This window comes from Clostridium beijerinckii, from assembly GCF_008705175.1.
In the GTDB taxonomy this organism is placed as follows: Bacteria; Bacillota; Clostridia; order Clostridiales; family Clostridiaceae; genus Clostridium; species Clostridium beijerinckii.
Map to the genome: position 1 here is coordinate 1,498,686 of NZ_CP043998.1, position 18,646 is coordinate 1,517,331.

At 28.5% G+C, this 18,646-nt stretch carries 17 protein-coding genes; 12 read left to right on the forward strand and 5 right to left on the reverse strand.

All coding sequences use genetic code 11. From position 1 onward, the window contains the following. Positions 1 to 12: 12 nt before the first annotated feature. The 6 genes from cbiB (at position 13) to F3K33_RS06815 (ending at position 5,870) form a co-directional block, all read left to right on the forward strand. On the forward strand, positions 13 to 960 hold the full coding sequence (cbiB, locus tag F3K33_RS06790; RefSeq protein WP_039772177.1) for an adenosylcobinamide-phosphate synthase CbiB: 948 nt from the start codon (positions 13 to 15) through the stop codon (positions 958 to 960). Between the two features lie 189 nt (positions 961 to 1,149). Further along, complete coding sequence (gene cobD, locus F3K33_RS06795; protein ID WP_039772175.1) at positions 1,150 to 2,235, forward strand: threonine-phosphate decarboxylase CobD; 1,086 nt, start codon at positions 1,150 to 1,152, stop codon at positions 2,233 to 2,235. A gap of 76 nt (positions 2,236 to 2,311) precedes the next feature. Then, positions 2,312 to 3,049, forward strand: a complete 738-nt coding sequence (locus F3K33_RS06800; RefSeq protein WP_023974288.1) for an immunoglobulin-like domain-containing protein — start codon at positions 2,312 to 2,314, stop codon at positions 3,047 to 3,049. 20 nt (positions 3,050 to 3,069) lie between these two features. Beyond that, on the forward strand, positions 3,070 to 3,732 hold the full coding sequence (locus F3K33_RS06805) for a Dph6-related ATP pyrophosphatase (protein ID WP_039772173.1): 663 nt from the start codon (positions 3,070 to 3,072) through the stop codon (positions 3,730 to 3,732). Positions 3,733 to 3,838: 106 nt separating this feature from the next. Next, a complete protein-coding gene (locus tag F3K33_RS06810) occupies positions 3,839 to 5,338 on the forward strand; it encodes a cobyric acid synthase (RefSeq protein ID WP_023974286.1) in 1,500 nt (499 codons plus the stop codon). A 16-nt stretch (positions 5,339 to 5,354) separates the two neighbouring features. Continuing rightward, a complete protein-coding gene (locus F3K33_RS06815) occupies positions 5,355 to 5,870 on the forward strand; it encodes a hypothetical protein (RefSeq protein WP_011968607.1) in 516 nt (171 codons plus the stop codon). Positions 5,871 to 6,065: 195 nt separating this feature from the next. On the opposite strand, the gene ytaF is transcribed toward F3K33_RS06815, so the two are convergent. Continuing rightward, positions 6,066 to 6,692 carry a sporulation membrane protein YtaF gene (gene ytaF, locus F3K33_RS06820; RefSeq protein WP_011968608.1) on the reverse strand — a complete coding sequence of 209 codons (627 nt, stop codon included), beginning with the start codon at positions 6,690 to 6,692 and terminating at the stop codon, positions 6,066 to 6,068. Positions 6,693 to 7,002: 310 nt separating this feature from the next. Between ytaF and yidA the strand changes: the two genes are divergently transcribed. Together yidA and F3K33_RS06830 are read left to right on the forward strand one after the other, a co-directional pair. Next, positions 7,003 to 7,815 (forward strand): sugar-phosphatase, encoded by an 813-nt coding sequence (gene yidA / locus F3K33_RS06825; protein WP_023974285.1) that lies wholly within the window; start codon positions 7,003 to 7,005, stop codon positions 7,813 to 7,815. Between the two features lie 459 nt (positions 7,816 to 8,274). Further along, positions 8,275 to 9,381: an HD-GYP domain-containing protein gene (locus tag F3K33_RS06830; protein ID WP_011968610.1), complete on the forward strand. Its 1,107-nt coding sequence runs from the start codon at positions 8,275 to 8,277 to the stop codon at positions 9,379 to 9,381. Positions 9,382 to 9,426: 45 nt separating this feature from the next. Here the strand turns inward: F3K33_RS06830 and ade are convergent, their stop codons facing one another. Together ade and F3K33_RS06840 are read right to left on the reverse strand one after the other, a co-directional pair. After that, positions 9,427 to 11,196 (reverse strand): adenine deaminase, encoded by a 1,770-nt coding sequence (gene ade, locus F3K33_RS06835; protein WP_039772170.1) that lies wholly within the window; start codon positions 11,194 to 11,196, stop codon positions 9,427 to 9,429. Positions 11,197 to 11,453: 257 nt separating this feature from the next. Then, on the reverse strand, positions 11,454 to 12,512 hold the full coding sequence (locus tag F3K33_RS06840; RefSeq protein ID WP_039772168.1) for a lactonase family protein: 1,059 nt from the start codon (positions 12,510 to 12,512) through the stop codon (positions 11,454 to 11,456). A 580-nt stretch (positions 12,513 to 13,092) separates the two neighbouring features. Here F3K33_RS06840 and metA point away from each other — a divergent pair. After that, positions 13,093 to 14,007 carry a homoserine O-acetyltransferase MetA gene (gene metA, locus F3K33_RS06845; protein WP_011968613.1) on the forward strand — a complete coding sequence of 305 codons (915 nt, stop codon included), beginning with the start codon at positions 13,093 to 13,095 and terminating at the stop codon, positions 14,005 to 14,007. 85 nt (positions 14,008 to 14,092) lie between these two features. After that, positions 14,093 to 14,701, forward strand: a complete 609-nt coding sequence (locus F3K33_RS06850) for a DUF2238 domain-containing protein (RefSeq protein ID WP_023974281.1) — start codon at positions 14,093 to 14,095, stop codon at positions 14,699 to 14,701. Positions 14,702 to 14,739: 38 nt separating this feature from the next. Here the strand turns inward: F3K33_RS06850 and F3K33_RS06855 are convergent, their stop codons facing one another. Continuing rightward, positions 14,740 to 15,006 (reverse strand): DUF1294 domain-containing protein, encoded by a 267-nt coding sequence (locus F3K33_RS06855; RefSeq protein ID WP_023974280.1) that lies wholly within the window; start codon positions 15,004 to 15,006, stop codon positions 14,740 to 14,742. A 145-nt stretch (positions 15,007 to 15,151) separates the two neighbouring features. Then, a complete protein-coding gene (locus tag F3K33_RS06860; RefSeq protein WP_023974279.1) occupies positions 15,152 to 15,793 on the reverse strand; it encodes an undecaprenyl diphosphate synthase family protein in 642 nt (213 codons plus the stop codon). Positions 15,794 to 16,792: 999 nt separating this feature from the next. On the opposite strand from F3K33_RS06860, the gene hemA reads away from it, so the two are divergent. Further along, on the forward strand, positions 16,793 to 17,998 hold the full coding sequence (gene hemA, locus F3K33_RS06865) for a glutamyl-tRNA reductase (protein WP_023974278.1): 1,206 nt from the start codon (positions 16,793 to 16,795) through the stop codon (positions 17,996 to 17,998). Continuing rightward, positions 17,956 to 18,636, forward strand: a complete 681-nt coding sequence (locus tag F3K33_RS06870) for an NAD(P)-dependent oxidoreductase (protein WP_023974277.1) — start codon at positions 17,956 to 17,958, stop codon at positions 18,634 to 18,636. The genes hemA and F3K33_RS06870 overlap by 43 nt, the downstream gene beginning before the upstream one ends. The last annotated feature ends 10 nt before the right edge of the window (positions 18,637 to 18,646 follow it).

An 18,646-nucleotide genomic window follows, 5' to 3' on the forward strand; every position in this document is an offset into this window, starting at 1 on the left:
GAGGAGAACTATATGATTGAACTTAGTATAGGATTTGTTTTGGATTTATTAATTGGGGATCCTAATAATCCGTTTCATCCAGTTAGAGGAATTGGATATGTGGCTAAAAAACTTGAAGCAATGTTTAGAAGAATCCTTAGAAAGCATTTAAAAGCAGCAGGTCTCATTGTATGGATTCTTACTGTGTCAATAATATTTGCAATTGCATTCGCAATTGTTAACTTATCGAGAGAATTCAATATTTACTTTGGAATTATTTTAGAGGGGATTTTGATATATTTTTGTATATCATCGAAAGCATTAGTTGTTGAAGGATATAAAGTAGTTAAGTTTTTATTAATAAATGATTTAGATGGTGCAAGAAAGCAGTTATCATTTATAGTGGGGAGAGACACTGCAAGTTTGAGCAAAGAAGGAATAATAAGAGCAGTTGTTGAAACTATAGCAGAAAATATGGCAGATGGGGTCATAGCTCCGTTATTTTATGCTATGATTTTTGGAGCGCCTCTTGCATTCGCATATAAAGCGGTGAATACATTAGATTCGATGTTTGGATATAAGAACGATGAATACATAGAGTTTGGATATTTTCCGGCGAAATTGGATGATGTCTTTAATTTTATTCCAGCCAGGATAACGGGCATGTTGATAATATTAGCTTCTGCATTTCTAGGATATGATTATAAAAATAGCTTTAAGATATATAGAAGAGATAGATATAATCATACAAGCCCTAATAGTGCACATCCAGAAGCAGCTATAGCTGGTGCATTAAGGGTACAGCTTGGAGGGGCAAATTATTATTTTGGAAAACTTGTAAGTAAGCCTACAATAGGAGATAAAATTAAAGAAATTGATATTAATGATGTTAAGAAGACTGCTAAGGTTCTTTATTTATCATTTTTTATAGGATTTGTGTTCACTTTAATATTTAGAAAGCTAATGATAACAATGTTTTAAATGTTAGAAATTTGAGTGGTTAACGAATATTATAATATAGAGATGTGAGAGTTAATATTAAATTGAAATTAATGTATATATTGAAATAATAAATTTATATTTAAGCGTATAGCAAGCTAAAAATAAATTAAGATTGAAGTGGAGAAATTTAATTGAAACATATATGCACTATGCATAAGGAGGAAAGTCATGGCAAGCTTTGGACATGGTGGAAATACTAAAGAAATAAGTAGAGAAAACAAAATAAATTACAAAGACATAATTGATTTTTCAGCTAATATTAATCCATTGGGAATGCCAGGTAGTGTAAAAGATGCGATTATTGAAGGTATAAATGAAATTGAGAAATATCCTGATATAACTTATTTTGAACTCAAGGATTCAATAGAGAAGTTTGAAAATGTTAGCAAAGAAAATTTGATTTTAGGTAATGGAGCAGCGGAAGTTTTATTTAATGCAGTAAGAGGAGTTAATCCAAAGAGTTCACTAATTTTAGCCCCAACTTTTTCAGAGTATGAAGAGGCAGCAAAGGCAATAAATAGTAATATTATTTATTATAATTTGAAAGAGGAAAATGATTTTAATATAAGGGAAGATATTCTACATGATATAAATGAAAACTTAGATTTAGTATTTATATGTAATCCCAATAATCCAACAGGTGTTATAACTGAAATAGATTTATTAAAAAGAATTTTGAACAAAGCAGAGAGAAATAATGTTAAGGTAATAATAGACGAATCGTTTTTGGATTTTAGAGAAGAAAGTTTTTCTATGATTCCATATATAGATGAATATAAAAATTTAATTATAATAAAATCTTTGACCAAATTTTTTGCACTTCCAGGTATAAGAATTGGTTACGCTATTTGCAGCGATTTAACACTAAAAGAGAAGATAGAATCTATATCTCCTGCTTGGAATATAAATATCTTGGCAGAAATAGCAACAAAAGCAGCACTTAATGAAAAGAATTATATAAAGAAATCTATAGAATTTATAGACCATGAAAAAAAATACCTTTATAATGAAATAAGAGAGATAGATGGAATCAAAGTCTTTGAACCAAGTGTGAATTTTATTTTATTAAAGACTCTGATAAAAATAGATTTGAAAAAAGAACTATTAAAGAATAATATATTAATTAGAAGTTGTAGCAATTATCTTGGATTAGATAATAGATATTATAGAGTTGCTGTACGAAGTCATGAAGAGAATTACAGACTGATAAAAATAATGAAAAATATATTTAAAATGCACAGAACTGAACAATAATTTAAGTTATGTATAGGATAATTTTATTGTTGGAATCAGATGAAATATTAAGCTTTGATAATGAGAGGAGCAGGATATGAATAGAAAATTTATTGCTTCAATAATGAGCGTGTTTGTAGGGATGAGTGTAGGAATCTCTAATAAAGTTAATGCAGAAATTAACAATGGATGGGTCAATAACAATACTGGCTGGAGTTATTATGAAAATGGCAGTGTAAAAACTGGATGGGTAAATGATAAGGGGAATTTTTATTACCTTAAAGATGATGGGAATATGGCTGTAGGATGGATTAATGTTAATAACAAGTGGTATTATATGAGTGAATCTGGAGCCATGAAAACAGGCTGGGTTCAGTATAAAGGAGCTTGGTATTATTTAAGCCAAAATGGAGAAATGGTTTCCAATGATACTGTGGATGGATACTATTTAGGAGTAGATGGATCTTGGGTTGAAAAAAACTCAACTAATGATGTGACGGAAATTAATGATGAATCTAAAAATAATATTACTATGAAAACAGAAAAAACTGAATATGGTCTAAATACTAAAGAAATTACTGTGTATATCACAAACAATGGAAAACAATCAGCTTATTATGGAGTAGAATATGCAGTTGAAAAATTTGTAGATAATAAATGGAGTAAAGTCCCTTTTAAAGATGAACCAATGTTTATAGAAATCGCTTATAATTTAGAGCCGGGAAAAACAAGTAGTCAAGTTATTTCTCTAGAAAATTTTGAGAATTTAACTGCTGGGAAATATAGAATAGTAAAGTTTAGCGGAAAATGTGCTGCTGAATTTGAATTAAAGTAAAAACAAATAAGAGGGGTAGTATGGATAAAGAAAAAGTTGTAGTTTCATTCAGCGGGGGAAAAGATTGTACTTTAGCCTTGTATAGGATGATTAAAAGTGGTTATAAAATAATAGGATTATTAGTTACGTTTGAAAGCAAAAAAGATTCGTATTTTCATAAAATACCAAGGAATGTTTTTCAGGATATTTCTAAAGAATTGGAAATTCCACTTATTGAAATAGATTGTAGCAATAAGAATAATTATGAAGAAGAATTTGAGATGGCATTAAAAGGTTCAAAAGATAAAGGTGCTGAAATTTGTGTATTTGGAGATATAGATATAGAGGCACATAGAGGTTGGTGTTTAGATAGGTGCAAGGCAGCAGAAATTAAAGGAGTATTCCCTTTATGGCAAGAAAATAGGGAAAAGCTTACTAATGAATTTATAGATTATGGTTTTAAGGCTATAATTAAAAAGGTAAATCTAAAGGCGCTAGGAATAGAGTTCTTAGGAAAAGAATTAACAAAAGATGTTGTTAATGAAATAAAAAACTTAGGATGTGATCCTTGTGGAGAAAATGGAGAATATCATACATTAGTTTTTGATGGTCCTATATTTAAGAGTTCAATCAAATTTAATAAGAGTGGTACAGAGATTACAGAGAATTATGGATATTTAACAGTAAACGGATTATTAGATTAAAGATATAAATTAGAAAAATAATTCAAAATTTGAATTCAAATGTTGGAAATCAGAGATTAAAAATAAATGTTAAGTATTGGAACTCGAATTTGAGGGGAGTAAAGAAATGGATAAAAAAAGTATAATGTTTTTAGGTACAGCGTCTTCTGTTGGTAAAAGTACTTTAGTAACAGCCCTATGTAGATATTTAAAAAATCAAGGGTTAAATGTAGCTCCTTTTAAGGCCTTAAATATTTCATTAAATTCTTATGTAACAAAAGATGGATTAGAAATGGGACGAGCTCAAGTAGTTCAAGCAGAGGCTTGCAAATTAGAGCCAGATGCATTGATGAATCCGGTTTTGCTAAAACCAAGTGGTGAATATACACAAGTAATAGCAGATGGAAAAGTTTTTTGTAATATTGAGCCTTATAAATACAAGGAACTTAATGAAACTTTAAAGGTCAGAGTTAAGAAAGCTTATGATAAGCTAAGCAAAAAGCACGATGTAATTGTACTGGAGGGATCTGGGAGTTGTGCCGAAATAAATTTGAAAGATAGCGATATATCTAATATGGCTATGGCAGAAATTGCTGATGCACCTGTAATTTTAGTATCCGATATTGATAGAGGTGGAGTTTTTGCATCTATAGTTGGTACAATTCAATTATTATCCGAATCAGAGCGTGAAAGAATAAAAGGGGTAATAATTAATAAGTTTAGAGGTAATATAGAACTATTTAAACCTGCAATAAAACAGTTAGAGGATATTATAAATATTCCAGTCCTTGGAGTTATGCCATATGAAAAATTTGATATTGATGATGAAGATAGTGTAACTGAAAGAATTAGGAACAAAGAAGAAGTTGGAACTTTAGATATTACTATTATAAGGCTTTCTCATATGTCAAACTTTACTGATTTTAGTATTTTAGATAGAATTCCAGATGTGACTATACGATATGTTGATAAACCTAGTGAATTAAAAAATCCAAATTTAATTATAATACCTGGAACAAAGAATACAATTGAAGATTTAAGAAGTATGAAAGAAAATAAATTATTTGATAAAATAAAAGAATTAAAAGAGAGTGGTACACCCATTTTAGGAATTTGTGGAGGGTATCAAATGCTTGGAACGTTGATACTCGATAAATTAGGCGTTGAGGGTAATATATCTCAAGAGGATGGTTTCGGATTTTTGGATATAAAGACACGATTTAATGAGACGAAAGTTACAAAGCAGACTAAGGGAAATATTTTATGTGATCTAAAATCAATTAAGTCCATAGAAGGTAGCACTATAAGTGGCTATGAAATTCATAATGGAATAAGCAAGATTGGTAAGAAAGCAATACCTTTTATTAAGGATTTAGACGGTGATATTGTAGGTGTATGCGACAAAGAAAGAATTGTTGCAGGAACTTATCTTCATGGTATGTTTGATTCAGAAGAATTTATAAGTTCATTTGTTAAATCTCTTAAAGAGAACAACGATATTGTTGTTACAGAAGATATAATTATAGAAAAAGTGAATGAATATAAAGATAATGAATATGATAGATTATCTAAACTTTTTGAAGAAAATATAGATATATATCAGTTGAGAAAAATAATGGAACTTTAGGAAGAAGGGGATAGAGATGTTAACGGCTACTGAAGAGAGATTATTAGAATATATAGAAGAACGCGCAAGAGCAAATGTTAAAGGTAAAACTTTCTATAAGATGACGGATATATTAGAGCAGGCGTTTTGGATATCAGAAGAAAAGGCATATGAGGTTTTGAAAAATATAATAGCGAGAAAAAATATAGGAAATTCCAAAGATGCTATTATAGATGAATATATTGATATGCTTAAAAAGGGATATGGATCAATACAAGAACAGGTAGATTTATTTGGTGGGGATAAGTATACGAGTGTTATGTATGCGGCTGAAAGAAGGTTAAAGCAGTATGAAGGCGGTACATTCTTTGATCTTCTTAGAGAAGTTTATAAAGTCCCAGACGAAGAAATTATGGAGGTAACAGAAAAGTATTTAAAGTTTTTAAACTCTCCAATATTTTCATATAGGTTAGAAAAGGAGACTTTTCATAAGTTTCTACAATCAGACCTAGAGGAATTAGATAAGCAGTTCAATAGATTTGTAAATTTATAGTATTAAGTTAAAGATAGTTATTAAGCAGAGCATGCTGTAGTTAAAAGATAATAATTATGATTCTAAGTGTTAGAAGTAGATTTAGATAAATAGAGAATATTATTCTGAATATTCAAGAAAATAATAGAAAAGTTTTATACCCAGTTTTTATAGTATTCATGTAATAATATACTATATGAACTGGGTGTAAAATTATCATTTTAATACTCTAAGTATTGCTAATAATATAAGTAGAGCTCCTGATAACCAAGATAATTCAAGGTGTACTTTTTGAGCAAATTTTCGTCCAATAACTACCCCAAGAGATACTAGAGAAACTCCTATGATAAAGCATAATACTAAAACTTCCGTATAGTTAATGTTACATAGGCTAGACCCAATTCCTACTGCAAGACTATCTAATGATAATGCTAAACCTAGATAAAATGATTCTTTAATATTTAGGCATTTTGAGTTATCAAAGTCAGCTTTTATTTCATCTGCATAAACTTGCAAGACAAATTGAAAATCAAAGATCTTAAATGTTAAGGGACTATCGGATTTTGAACATTTTGAAATATATGATTTAAAGATATATTCAAATAATCTATATATTCCAAGTAACATCAAAAGTACAAATCCTAAAATTGCGGGAAGGTTACTTGGGAGTATGCTTTTAACTATTGAGCCAATAAGTAAAGAACAAGCAAGTGTAATGGTGCATACTAAATTTATTACTACTGCGCATATGGGTGGAATACGAATTTTAGAAGTACCATAAGCAATACTTGCAACAAAAGAATCTATGCATAACGAAGATACTAATAATAAAGACTCAAGCATAACTATTACCTCATAAGTTTTAGATACAATTCATGATATGAAAGAAAACTACTATTAGTTACAAATTTTGAGGTTTTATATTATTTTGGAATAGATTTATTAATAATAATTGAAATTCCTATAGAATCACTGTAAACTATAAGAAATAATAACAATGAATATATAATATATTGTTGTAATAACATATTCATATATATATTGCCTTTGGTGATTTAAATATTTATAATGTAGCAATTTAATCGCAACATATATATCTAAAAAAATACCAATAAATATGCCGAAAATTATATTATATAAATGGAGGAATAAAATGTATAAATTACTTGCACTAGATATGGATGGAACTTTACTTACAACTGATAAGAAGGTTTCAAAAAATACTGAGGCGGCTATAAAAGCTGCAGAAGAAAAGGGTGTTAAGATAGTATTAGCATCAGGAAGACCATTAGATGGGTTAAATAGATATTTAGAAGAGCTTGATTTAAAAAAAGGTGAGGACTATGTACTTAGCTTTAATGGAGGATTAGTTCAAAATACTAGAGGAAAAATTGTTTCAAAGGTATGTTTAAAAGGGAGCGATTTAAAATATATATATGAAATAAGCAAAAGACTCAATGTCAATGTACATGCTTTTTCTGCAAAGGATGGATTAATAGCACCTAAAACTAGTCAATATACAGAGTATGAAGCTGCAATGAATGGAATTGATATTACTATTAAGGATTTCAATGAAGTTGATGACAATGAAGATATTATAAAAGTCATGATGATAGATCCACAAGAAATATTAGATCCAGCCATAAAGGAATTACCTAGTGAAATTTATGAGAAATATAGTGTATTTAAAAGTGCACCTTACTTTTTAGAATTTACTCATAAGGAAGTAGATAAAGGACTTGGATTAAAAAAACTTGGTGAATATCTTGGGATAAAACAAGAAGAAATAATTGCATGTGGAGATGCTGGTAATGACTTATCAATGGTAAAGTATGCTGGTCTTGGTGTAGCTATGGGAAATGCTACTGAAGAAATTAAACAAGCTGCAAATTTTATTACTGATTCAAATGATGAAGATGGAATAGTAAAAGTAATAGAAAAATTTATTTTAAGTGAATCTAAATAGGAATTTATAGGAAATTGTTTTATTTCTATTGCCTAAACTACATTTTGATAGGCATTATAAAACAATTTCTTTTTATTCTTTGGGAACTGCCTATCAAGGCAAAGCCTTCAAAGAGTATAATGAAAGTAGTTTTATTTTCGCAGGAAATTTATAATATGTTGAAATATATGGACATTGTGTGGCTTATGAGTACAATTAATATAATAGCCTACGCAAGTGATGCTAAAAAGAATAAATACAATAAAAAAATAAATAGATTTAATTAATGAAATTTGATGTTTAAGGTAATATAATATATTTATGCACATATACGGTAGGATTAATTTACTTAATAATTAAAAAATTAAATTAATTGTTTGGTTATTGTTAGGTGTTACATAAAGAAAGGCTATTTACATATGGTCTATATTTAGGGGTATAGTATAAATAATAATGATTTATTTAGGGGGAATATAAGCTTTGAGATTAGTCCCAATTGAAAACGTAAAGCCAAACACAGTACTTGGAAAATCGCTGTATGATATTAATGGTAGAATTCTACTTAGAGCTGGAGTAGTTTTAAGAGAAAATACAATTGCAAAAATAAAGGAAATAAATATTTTATCAATATATATAGTTGATAAATATAGTAATGAAGAAATTGAAGATATTATTAAGCCAGAACTTAGACAAAAAGCAATTATAACAATAAAAGAAGCCTTTTCTAACATAGGACGACTTAATAATAATTCAGTAAGGAATAAAGAAAGTGATTATACTTGGCAAGAGCAGAGTTATTTTTATAATATTGGAAAGATGGCAGTAGATTTAATTGAGGATATCGTAAATCGAAGGGATGTAATGCTTGCATTAGTAGATATACGAAGTATGAATAATTATATGTATTCTCATTCTGTAAATGTTGCAGTAATATCACTTACTATAGGAATTGCGCTTCAACTATCAAAAAAGAAATTAGAAGCTCTATGTATAGGAGCATTGATACATGACATTGGAAAATCATTAGTACCTAGAGAGATATTTGATAAACAGGGAAGTTTAAGTGAAGAAGAAAAAGAAATATTAAAACAACATCCAAGACTTGGATATAAGTATTTATCAACTACTTATAATATTAATAGTCTAAGTAAATTAATAGTCCTTCAACATCATGAAAGACCAGATGGAAATGGATATCCAGATGGATTAACTAAGGATAATATTATTGAACTAAGTAATATTGTAAGTATTGCCAATGTATATGATAATTTATCAACAGACTTGCCGAATAAAAGAGCAATGTTTCCAAGTGATGTACTGGAATATTTAATGTCGAATGCAGGAACAATGTTTGATTATAATATAGTTAATATATTTTGTAGAATAGTAATTCCATATCCAAAAGGAACTATTGTAGAATTAAGCACAGAAGAAGTTGCTGTGGTTGAAGAAACAATACCAGGATTCCCGCTCAGACCAACTGTAAGAGTAATAGAAAGTCCTAGGGTAAGTAGAATTAGTATGAAAATTGATCTTATAAAAGAAATTTCAATAGTTATTACCGGGGTGAAATATGAAATTGATTAGTATAAGCATATAAAGGCAATCTTAATCTAAAGATTGCCTTTATAACTATTCAAAAATGTCAATAAACTTAAAATTGATAACATCAAATAAACCTTTATCTGTAATCTTTAAATCTGGTATTACTGGTAATGATAAAAACGATAATGTTAAAAATGGATTGAAATCAATTTGTGGTGCTATAATTTTGATAGCTGAATGGAGATTTTTTAAATCAAACTCAATTTCACCATATGTTCTATTTGTCATAAGCCCACCAATTTCGAGTTTAATATGAGCAAGAATATTTTTATCTTTAACCACAATTATACCGCCGCCCATTCGCTCCAATTCTTTAGCAGCAAATAGCATATCTTTATCATTTGTCCCAGCGATTATTAAATTATGGGAATCGTGAGCAATGGTGGTTCCAATCGCACCTGCTGAAATTCCCAAGCCTTTTAAGATTCCAAGTCCTAAATTGCCAGAAGCCTTATGTCTTTCAATAACTGCGATTTTTAATAAGTCTTCTTCAGTTGAGGAAGTGAAAAATTTATAATCACTATCTTTTATTGAATTAATATCTGAAATATTGAGCCTTAAATGAATGCTTTCTAATTTGTTTGGAATTATTTCTATTGCATTCAATATCTTTACGTCTTTATTTGGTATATTAATTTTGAAACTATCTTCACTTAGTGGTGGAAGATTTATAGAATTATAAAAAGCATTGTTATTTGCGTTTTTTACTAAATCTGTATCGAAATTAACAAGTTCATTATTGTTTACAACTAATTTACCTTCTTTATAAACTTGAGATATTTTAAATCTTTCTAAGTCATCTAATAATATAAAATCTGCAATGTATCCAGGGGCAATTGCTCCTTTGTTATTTAGTTTATATAAGAGAGATGGATTTAGTGTTGCCATTTGAATAGCTGTTTCTGGATTTAAATTAGAGTTGTTTATAGTATAAATAATTGAGCTATTAATTGATCCATTAGCAGCAATATCGTCAATATGCTTATCATCAGTGCAGAAGCAAAATCTATTACTATTAGATTCATTGACTGCAGGTAATAATTCTTTTAAGTTTTTAGCAACGGTACCTTCTCTAATTAGAATATACATACCACGTCGGATCTTATCAAGAGCTTCTTCAGCATTATTACATTCGTGATCAGTTAAAATATTGGCGGCCCTATAGGTGTTTGTCATCATAGATGTGAAGCCAGCTCCATGACCATCAATAACTTTATTATTAGTAATTGAATCGCATATCTTATCAATTATCTTATCATCACATTCTGAGACAGAAGGATAATCCATAACTTCAGCTAAACCTAAAACTTTATCATTTTTATAAAAATCTTTTAAGTCCTTAGAGAGCAAAGTTGCACCAGAGCTTTCAAAGCTAGTACCAGGAACACATGATGGAAGCATAAAATATATATCAAATGGGATGTTTTGTGAAGAATTAAGCATGAAATTTATACCATCAGCTCCCATAACATTTGAGATTTCATGAGGATCTGCAATAACAGATGTGATTCCGTTTAATAATGCCAGCTTGCTGTATTCAGTAGGTGTGACCAAACTGGATTCTATATGGCAATGGGAATCAATAAGTCCAGGACAAATATATTTGTTAGTTCCATCTACAATTTCATACCCATCATAGTCACCAATACCAACAATATATCCATCTTTAATACCAATAGTATCTACGAACCTATTCTTATTAAAAACATCAATTATGGTAACATTTTTAATTACGAGATCACATTTTACACTTCTATTAGAAGCTTTAATATGATTTATTAATGTATCTTTATTCAAATAAAAGTCCTCCTTATTACGAATTTTTATTAGTTATATTCACTGTATCTAAAAAATATATTGCCTTATTATAATTGAAATTTGTGAATATTGTCAAAAGTAAAAATGTTTACAAATAAAAAAATATATATTCTTACTTTTGATAACGTTTAGACATAAAGGCTTTATACATAATATGGAGATAAGGAAGTTAGGTGCATATTATAAGCTTAATTATAATATGCACCTAACTTTTAGTTATATGATTAATTATTTAACTAAATAAATTCTATACATGTTGGAGTTGGGATGTTTTCAGATTTTATAAAAGTTAATTCTCCTGTTATTGAATTAATAGAAAATATAGATATATTATCAGAATTTTCATTAGCACAAAGTAGAAATTTACCAGATGGATCCAATTGAAAATCTCTAGGAGAATCACCATTACAAGAAATAGTGTCGATATACTTTAGCTTTCCATTATCTGAATTTATATGGAATAAACTTAAAGAATTATTTCCTCTATCCGAAGTATAGAGAAATTTATTATTCTTGTGCATACGAATTGCGGAACCAGATTTTGTCCCTTTGTAGTCCTTTGATAATGAACTTAAAGTTTGAATATTTTCAAAAACAATATTTGATTTTGCTTTATAATCAAAAACAAATATTTCAGAAGTTAACTCACTTAAAACGTAGTAATAGTGTTTTCCATTAGCATAAGTAATATGTCTTGGCCCTGTGCCGGCAGGGAATGTATAGCTTAAATTTTCATTTTGATATAGTTTTCCATCTTTTATTGAAGAAACTATCATTTTATCAATCCCTAAATCAATAGATAAAATATATTTGTCATCATCAGTAAACATTGAGCAATGAATATGAGGTTTTTCTTGTCTCAATTGATTTACACTAGAGCCACTATGACTTCCAAGCATAGGAGAGTTTAAAATTAAGCCATCTAAAGTTTTGTAGACAAACATCTTGTTTTCATGATAGTTTGAAGAAATTAAAATCTCATGACTGTTATTTAGACTTACATGACAAGGTGGTTTTTCTTCTGAAAGATTAGAGTTTATTAAGTGTAGTTTATTATCTTCTTTCCAATATTTAAATGAAGATACCCCAGCTTTTTCCTTGATTTTACATGTTGAATAAAGAATGTGTCGTTCTCTATCTAGAGTTAGATATGTAGGATTCTCTATATTGTAAGCTAAATTGATATTTTCAATATTGCCTGAAATTGTATCAAAATTAATTCTATAGATTCCTTTACTTTCATTTTTGGTATAAGTTCCAATAAATCCAACTGAAATATTTTCTTTTAGTACCATTACATATGCCCCCTTTTATTGTATATCTATTAGTATAGCATAAATGGAAGTAAAAGATATTTATGAAATTTTGCAGAGATCTATTGATTTTAATCATTTAATTATAGTAGTGGAAGAAATAAAAAAAATTAATAATTGTGTATAATTATTAATGTCAAAATACAATTAAATAATAGTAAATTTTTGTAAATGGTTAATTGTAAACATCTATAAACTGTAAATGAAGTAATTCTATAATTTATTAACAGTGATTACCACAAAATTAGTTTTATGCAAAAAAATTCTTTATCATAATTTTAAAAATATTTCAAGAATTTTAGCCGCAATTTTGAATTGTGAAATGTGCATTGTGAATTGAAACCTATATAAATTGGGTTAAAGAATTTATGCCATATATTTATAGCTTAACTTGTGAAAGTCATAGCAAAATAAATGTATTTTTAAGCTTACATAATTTTATTATTATATTTATTTTTATAATGTTGATAAGAAGTGGAATTTTGATATAATAATATTTATATACAAAAATAATTAAATAATAATCTAAAATAAGCAATAATCACATTGGGGGGAAACAAATATGCCAATAAAAATTCCTATAGAATTGCCTGCATTTCAGGTTTTGTCTGATGAAAACATATTCGTAATGAATAATGAGAGGGCTAATACTCAAGATATCAGACCGCTAAAAATAGCAATTCTTAATTTAATGCCAAAAAAAATAGTAACAGAAAATCAATTATTAAGATATTTATCTAACACGCCACTACAAGTAGAGGTAAGTCTAATACAGACTAAGAGTTATACTTCACACAATACACCACCGGAGCATCTAAATAAATTTTATAGCTATTTTGATGATATAAAGCAAGAAAAATTTGATGGACTTATAATAACTGGGGCTCCAGTTGAACAAATGGCTTTTGAAGAGGTTACATACTGGAAAGAGCTTACTGAAATAATGGAATGGAGCAAGACTCACGTATTTTCAACATTCTATATTTGTTGGGGAGCACAGGCAGGTTTATATTATCACTATGATATACCTAAATATGATTTAGATGAAAAAATGTTTGGTGTGTTCTCACATTGGGTTAATGATGAGAAAGCTGATTTGACAAGAGGATTAGATGATGTGTTTTATGCACCACACTCTAGACACACTGAAGTCAAACGTGAAGATATAGAGAAAGTTTCAAATCTTGAAATTTTATCCGAATCTGAGGAAGCTGGAGTATTCATAGTTGCAACAAAAGATAGGAGAAATGTGTTTGTAACTGGACATATGGAATATGATAGAAATACATTGATGGATGAATATATAAGAGATAAAGAAAAAGGCGATGAAATAGCTTTACCTAAAAATTATTTTAGAAATGATGACATAAATCAAAAACCGTTGTACACATGGAGAGGTCCTGCTAGCATAGTTTTTGGAAACTGGCTAAATTATTGTGTATACCAAAATACACCTTTTGATCTTAATACTCTTTAGAAATTTTATGAATAAATCATAAGTGCTTTTAAAGCACTTATGATTTTGTTCTTAAATTTTGTGAATATTATATAAGGAGATATTGATGAAGGAAAAGAATTTTCATTTAATATTATTAATAAGTATATCTGTAATTTTAGTTGCGTCGGGAATAAATCCTCATGATAGATTTACATGGGTATTAGAGGTTATTCCGGCAGTGATAGGCGTTATGGTATTAATAACTACTTATAATAAATTCGTATTTACTAACTTAACGTATATTCTTATTTGGTTTCATGCAGTTATATTAATAGTGGGTGGTCATTATACATATGCAGAAATGCCTTTATTTAATTGGCTAAGAGATACTTTTGAATTGAGTAGAAATTACTATGATAGACTTGGGCATTTTGCACAAGGATTTATACCAGCAATAATTATTAGAGAAATTTTCATAAGAAATAAAATTGTTAAAAATATAGCATGGACAAATTTTATTACAATATCAATTTGCCTTGCTATTAGTGCTTCTTATGAAATAATAGAATTTAGTGTAGCATTAATTACTGGCGAAAGTGCAACTGCCTTTTTAGGAACTCAAGGAGATATTTGGGATACTCAGTGGGATATGATCTTTGCGCTTCTAGGTTCAATGGTTTCAGTATTAACGGTAGGAAAATATCATGAGAATCTATTAAAGACGAAGCAGTAATACTTTGTCCAATAAAATTTGAATATTAGTATGTCATTTTAATAATTTAAATATAGTATAGCTATGAAAATTTGCATAAGAAGTATGAATGGAACTCCAATTGTAAACTTCTTATGCTTTGTTTTATGCCTAAAACTAGACATTCCAATAAGCATGCCAATAGATCCCCCCAAAATAGAGATACCAATGAGTGTTTTTTCAGGTATTCTCCATTCTTTATGAATAGCTCTTTGTTTATCTATAAACATAATAAGAAATCCTAGAAGGTTAATAATCAATAAATATGTAAATACGACTTTTAACATAAATTTCACTCCAATATATCATTAAATATAAATTAATATTAATGATAACATAATTCATACTGAAGCACAAAATATAGAGATATGAAGTAAAAGAAGTTAGATTTACGAAATTTTATTAGTATTGCTTATTTTTGAATCTATGACATTAGCCGCCTAAAGTTATATCTTGCTCATTGTACCAAGATAAAGCATCATAAAAGTCCTCTTTTTTAAAATCAGGCCAGTAATTATCTAAAATATAAAAATCGGAGTAAACTGATTGAACTGGCAGCAAGCCACTTAATCTTCTTCGTCCACCCCATCTAATTATAAGATCTATTCTAGAAATATCCTTTGATTGTAAATGTGGTTGAATATGTTTTTTTGATATATCTGCATTTTTTAGTAGATTTAAATCCCATTCCCAACCATAATTTATTAAAAAGTTTGCCTTTATTCCACCTGAACCAAACTTTTTTCTTTTAGTGAAGGGCAATAATTCTTTTGGAAAGCAACTAGACTCAGTATTACCTAAGACTAATATTTCGCAATCTTCTTTTGTTAAAAGCATAACAGAATCAATGCAAGCTTTAGTAAATGCTATCTTTTGATCGCTAGGACGTTTGGTATTATCAATTGTGAATCCATAAAAGGTTACTTCCTGAATATTTTCTTTTTGGCATAATTTAAAGACCTCAAGTCCTGGATTTATTCCGTGATCATATCCCTTATCTTTGCTTAATGAGTTAGATAAAGCCCAACGTCTATTTCCATCAGGAATGATGCCTATGTGTTTTGGGATTCGCATAATTTTTTTCACCTCTCAAATTTGATATTGCTTTTAAGAGTATAACCCAATTAATCCAAAAAAATACACACCTATAAAAAAAGCGCGAAGCGCAATTAAGAACTTAAATGAAAAAAGCGCGCACATATTAGAAGAGTGCGGAGCACAATTAGGAACTTGCTAAGCGCAATTAAGAACTTAAATGAAAAAAGTGCGAAGCACAATTCGGAACTTATTAAGCGAAGCTAAGAAAGTAGGTGAAAAAGTACTCATTTATAAAAAAGGGAGAAGCATAATTAGAAATATAGGTTGGATAGAAACTTAAAAAATAAAAACCCTAAGCACAAGTTTAGGGGATCCTATGCTTAGGGCGAGTCATTAATATATAAACGACTTCTATTAATTAATAAGGGGTAAATAATTAACTACTTTACGATATCAGTATAATCCTTAAATGTGTCAAAAATATGTCAGAAATAAAAAATACATTTAATTAATATAATAATATTTATAAAGAGCTGTATCACTATGAAGAATAGGTTATTAAGTTATATGAGCTGATTATAAATATTTAATAATTAATTATAAATTAAATGTTTTTTGAGCGAAAATAGTATATACTAAAATATTAGCAGAACAAGATGTTTATCTAAGGTTAGAAATTTTTTCGATTAACGTTGTTTTGATAGATTCTAAGGAATATTCTTTGATTAGAATTTTATTAGATAGAGAGCAAGAAAAAATTTTTTCATTATCTATATTATTCAGAGTTAATCTATAATTCTTATAAGAATTGCTTGGAAAAAACAATCTTTATCTGATAAACTTAAGTGAGAGTCCAAATGTATCATTTGGTAACTCTAACTTACTCAGTGAACGAATGTGAGTCGAGTTGCAGCAATGAGTCGAAAAGTGAAGATCCAAATTTTATATTTGGTTACTGCAGTTTCTCCTTGTGAGAATGTAGCATTTGGAAAAAAATAGAAAATGTAAATAAAAAAGTATGTGAGGTGTCAATACGTGATAGGCTTAATAGGCATAAGAAAAAATACTCCATTGGAAATTAGAGAAAAATTTATAGTTAAGTCTAAAAAATATAACGAGTATTTTGAAGAATTATTAAAGGAGCTAAATGAAGTAGTTATTTTAGCTACATGTAATAGAACAGAAATTTATTTTAATGCTTCTTTAAATGAAGAAGAATTATTAAAAAAGATTTTTGATGTTTTTAATTGGGATTATGAATATAAAAAATATGTTTTTATAACTAATAATAAGGATGCTTATAGGCATTTGTTTGAAGTTTGCTCCGGGTTTCATTCGAAAATATTAGGAGAAGATCAAATTCTAGGGCAAGTTAAGGATGCTTATGAAGAAGCTTTGGAATTTAAAGCTGTTTCATTGGAATTACATAGATTATTTCAGGAAGCTATTACTTGTGGAAAGCGATTCAGAAAAGAAGCTAAGTTATTTGAAATACCAGTATCATCTTCTTCGATAGTGGTTAGCGAATCTATTAAGCGTGAATGTACTAAATTTATGGTTTTAGGTTATGGGGAAGTTGGACAGCTTGTAATGAAATATTTGCTTTCACATAAAATCCAAACTGTCTACTTGGTTGTTAGAAATCCTAAGATAAAAGATGAAATACAGGATGAACGAGTAAAAGTAATTACTTTTGAAGAAAAGAATAAATATATTAATAGTATAGAATGTATAATAAGCTGTACTTCAGCACCACATCCAGTTGTAAAAACAGAAGATATTAGTGAAAGTGGAAGTAGGTTAGTAATATATGATTTATCAGTTCCGAGAGATGTGGAAAAAGAGGTGGCGTTATTATCTAGGACTGAAGTTTACAATATTGATACAATAAGTCGTATAGATGATGAAAATAAAAAATTAAGAAAAGACAAGATGGAAGACAATAGGCATATAATGAATAAATACCTGAAGGAATATGATGAATGGTTAAAATTAAGAAGTATTTCTCATGTAATCAAAAACTTAAAAACTGTTGGAAATGATGTTTACGAGAAAAGAGTTCAAACTTTTTCACATAAAAGCAAAGATAAAAATGATATTGCTTTAGCACATAAATTAATTAAAAGTACATCTGATTTTTACATAAATAGGGCAATTGAAGTTATTAAAGAAGAGACTCTAAAAGGATGTGGTGAAGAATGGATAGGAATAATAGAGAAAATATTTATGACGAAGGAATAGAGTATTCTTATATCTCATTAATTTCTAAAAAGCTAAGAGTTGGAATAGTTGGCGGAGGTAAAGCGGGCACAATAAAAGCAAGACATTTTGTAAGAAATAAATGCTGTGTCGAGGTAATTTCTAAAACTTTTGATGAAGAATTAATAGAACTTTCTAAAGTATTTCCAGAAAGACTTAAGCTTATAGATGAAGATTTAAGCTATGAATTTTTAAGAGATAAGCATCTTATAATTATTGCATTAGATGATGAAAATTTAAAAACAATGGCAAAGAAATACTGTGAAGAGAGCTATAAGATATATATAGATTCATCTGATTTTATAAGTGGAATGGGAGTTGTTCCGATTCAAAGAAGTACAGAAAATGCAGTATTTGCTTTAAATACTAAGTATGGAAATCCAAAAGGAGCAGTTTTACTTTCTAACAAAGTAGAAAATACTATAAAAGAATATGATGAATTTATTAGATATATAGGATTAATACGAAATAAAGCAAAGTCATTTCCAGAACTTAAAATACAGATAACTTCGTTTATTGGAAATGATGAATTTAAAAAATCTTTTGATAAGGGTGAAGCTGAAAAAGCATTAAGAAGCAGATTTTCGAAGGAAATTGTAGATTATTTAATCAATTTTTAAATGGATTTGT

What these genes read in the sequence shown, in the direction of transcription:
- F3K33_RS06870 (WP_023974277.1), top strand. Translation starts at nt 17,956, where the DNA reads ATGGATAGGAATAATAGAGAAAATATTTATGACGAAGGAATAGAGTAT.
- F3K33_RS06855 (WP_023974280.1), bottom strand. Translation starts at nt 15,006, where the DNA reads ATGTTAAAAGTCGTATTTACATATTTATTGATTATTAACCTTCTAGGA.
- F3K33_RS06850 (WP_023974281.1), top strand. Translation starts at nt 14,093, where the DNA reads ATGAAGGAAAAGAATTTTCATTTAATATTATTAATAAGTATATCTGTA.
- metA (WP_011968613.1), top strand. Translation starts at nt 13,093, where the DNA reads ATGCCAATAAAAATTCCTATAGAATTGCCTGCATTTCAGGTTTTGTCT.
- F3K33_RS06840 (WP_039772168.1), bottom strand. Translation starts at nt 12,512, where the DNA reads ATGGTACTAAAAGAAAATATTTCAGTTGGATTTATTGGAACTTATACC.
- F3K33_RS06860 (WP_023974279.1), bottom strand. Translation starts at nt 15,793, where the DNA reads ATGCGAATCCCAAAACACATAGGCATCATTCCTGATGGAAATAGACGT.
- cbiB (WP_039772177.1), top strand. Translation starts at nt 13, where the DNA reads ATGATTGAACTTAGTATAGGATTTGTTTTGGATTTATTAATTGGGGAT.
- ytaF (WP_011968608.1), bottom strand. Translation starts at nt 6,692, where the DNA reads ATGCTTGAGTCTTTATTATTAGTATCTTCGTTATGCATAGATTCTTTT.
- F3K33_RS06800 (WP_023974288.1), top strand. Translation starts at nt 2,312, where the DNA reads ATGAATAGAAAATTTATTGCTTCAATAATGAGCGTGTTTGTAGGGATG.
- F3K33_RS06805 (WP_039772173.1), top strand. Translation starts at nt 3,070, where the DNA reads ATGGATAAAGAAAAAGTTGTAGTTTCATTCAGCGGGGGAAAAGATTGT.
- F3K33_RS06810 (WP_023974286.1), top strand. Translation starts at nt 3,839, where the DNA reads ATGGATAAAAAAAGTATAATGTTTTTAGGTACAGCGTCTTCTGTTGGT.
- yidA (WP_023974285.1), top strand. Translation starts at nt 7,003, where the DNA reads ATGTATAAATTACTTGCACTAGATATGGATGGAACTTTACTTACAACT.
- cobD (WP_039772175.1), top strand. Translation starts at nt 1,150, where the DNA reads ATGGCAAGCTTTGGACATGGTGGAAATACTAAAGAAATAAGTAGAGAA.
- F3K33_RS06815 (WP_011968607.1), top strand. Translation starts at nt 5,355, where the DNA reads ATGTTAACGGCTACTGAAGAGAGATTATTAGAATATATAGAAGAACGC.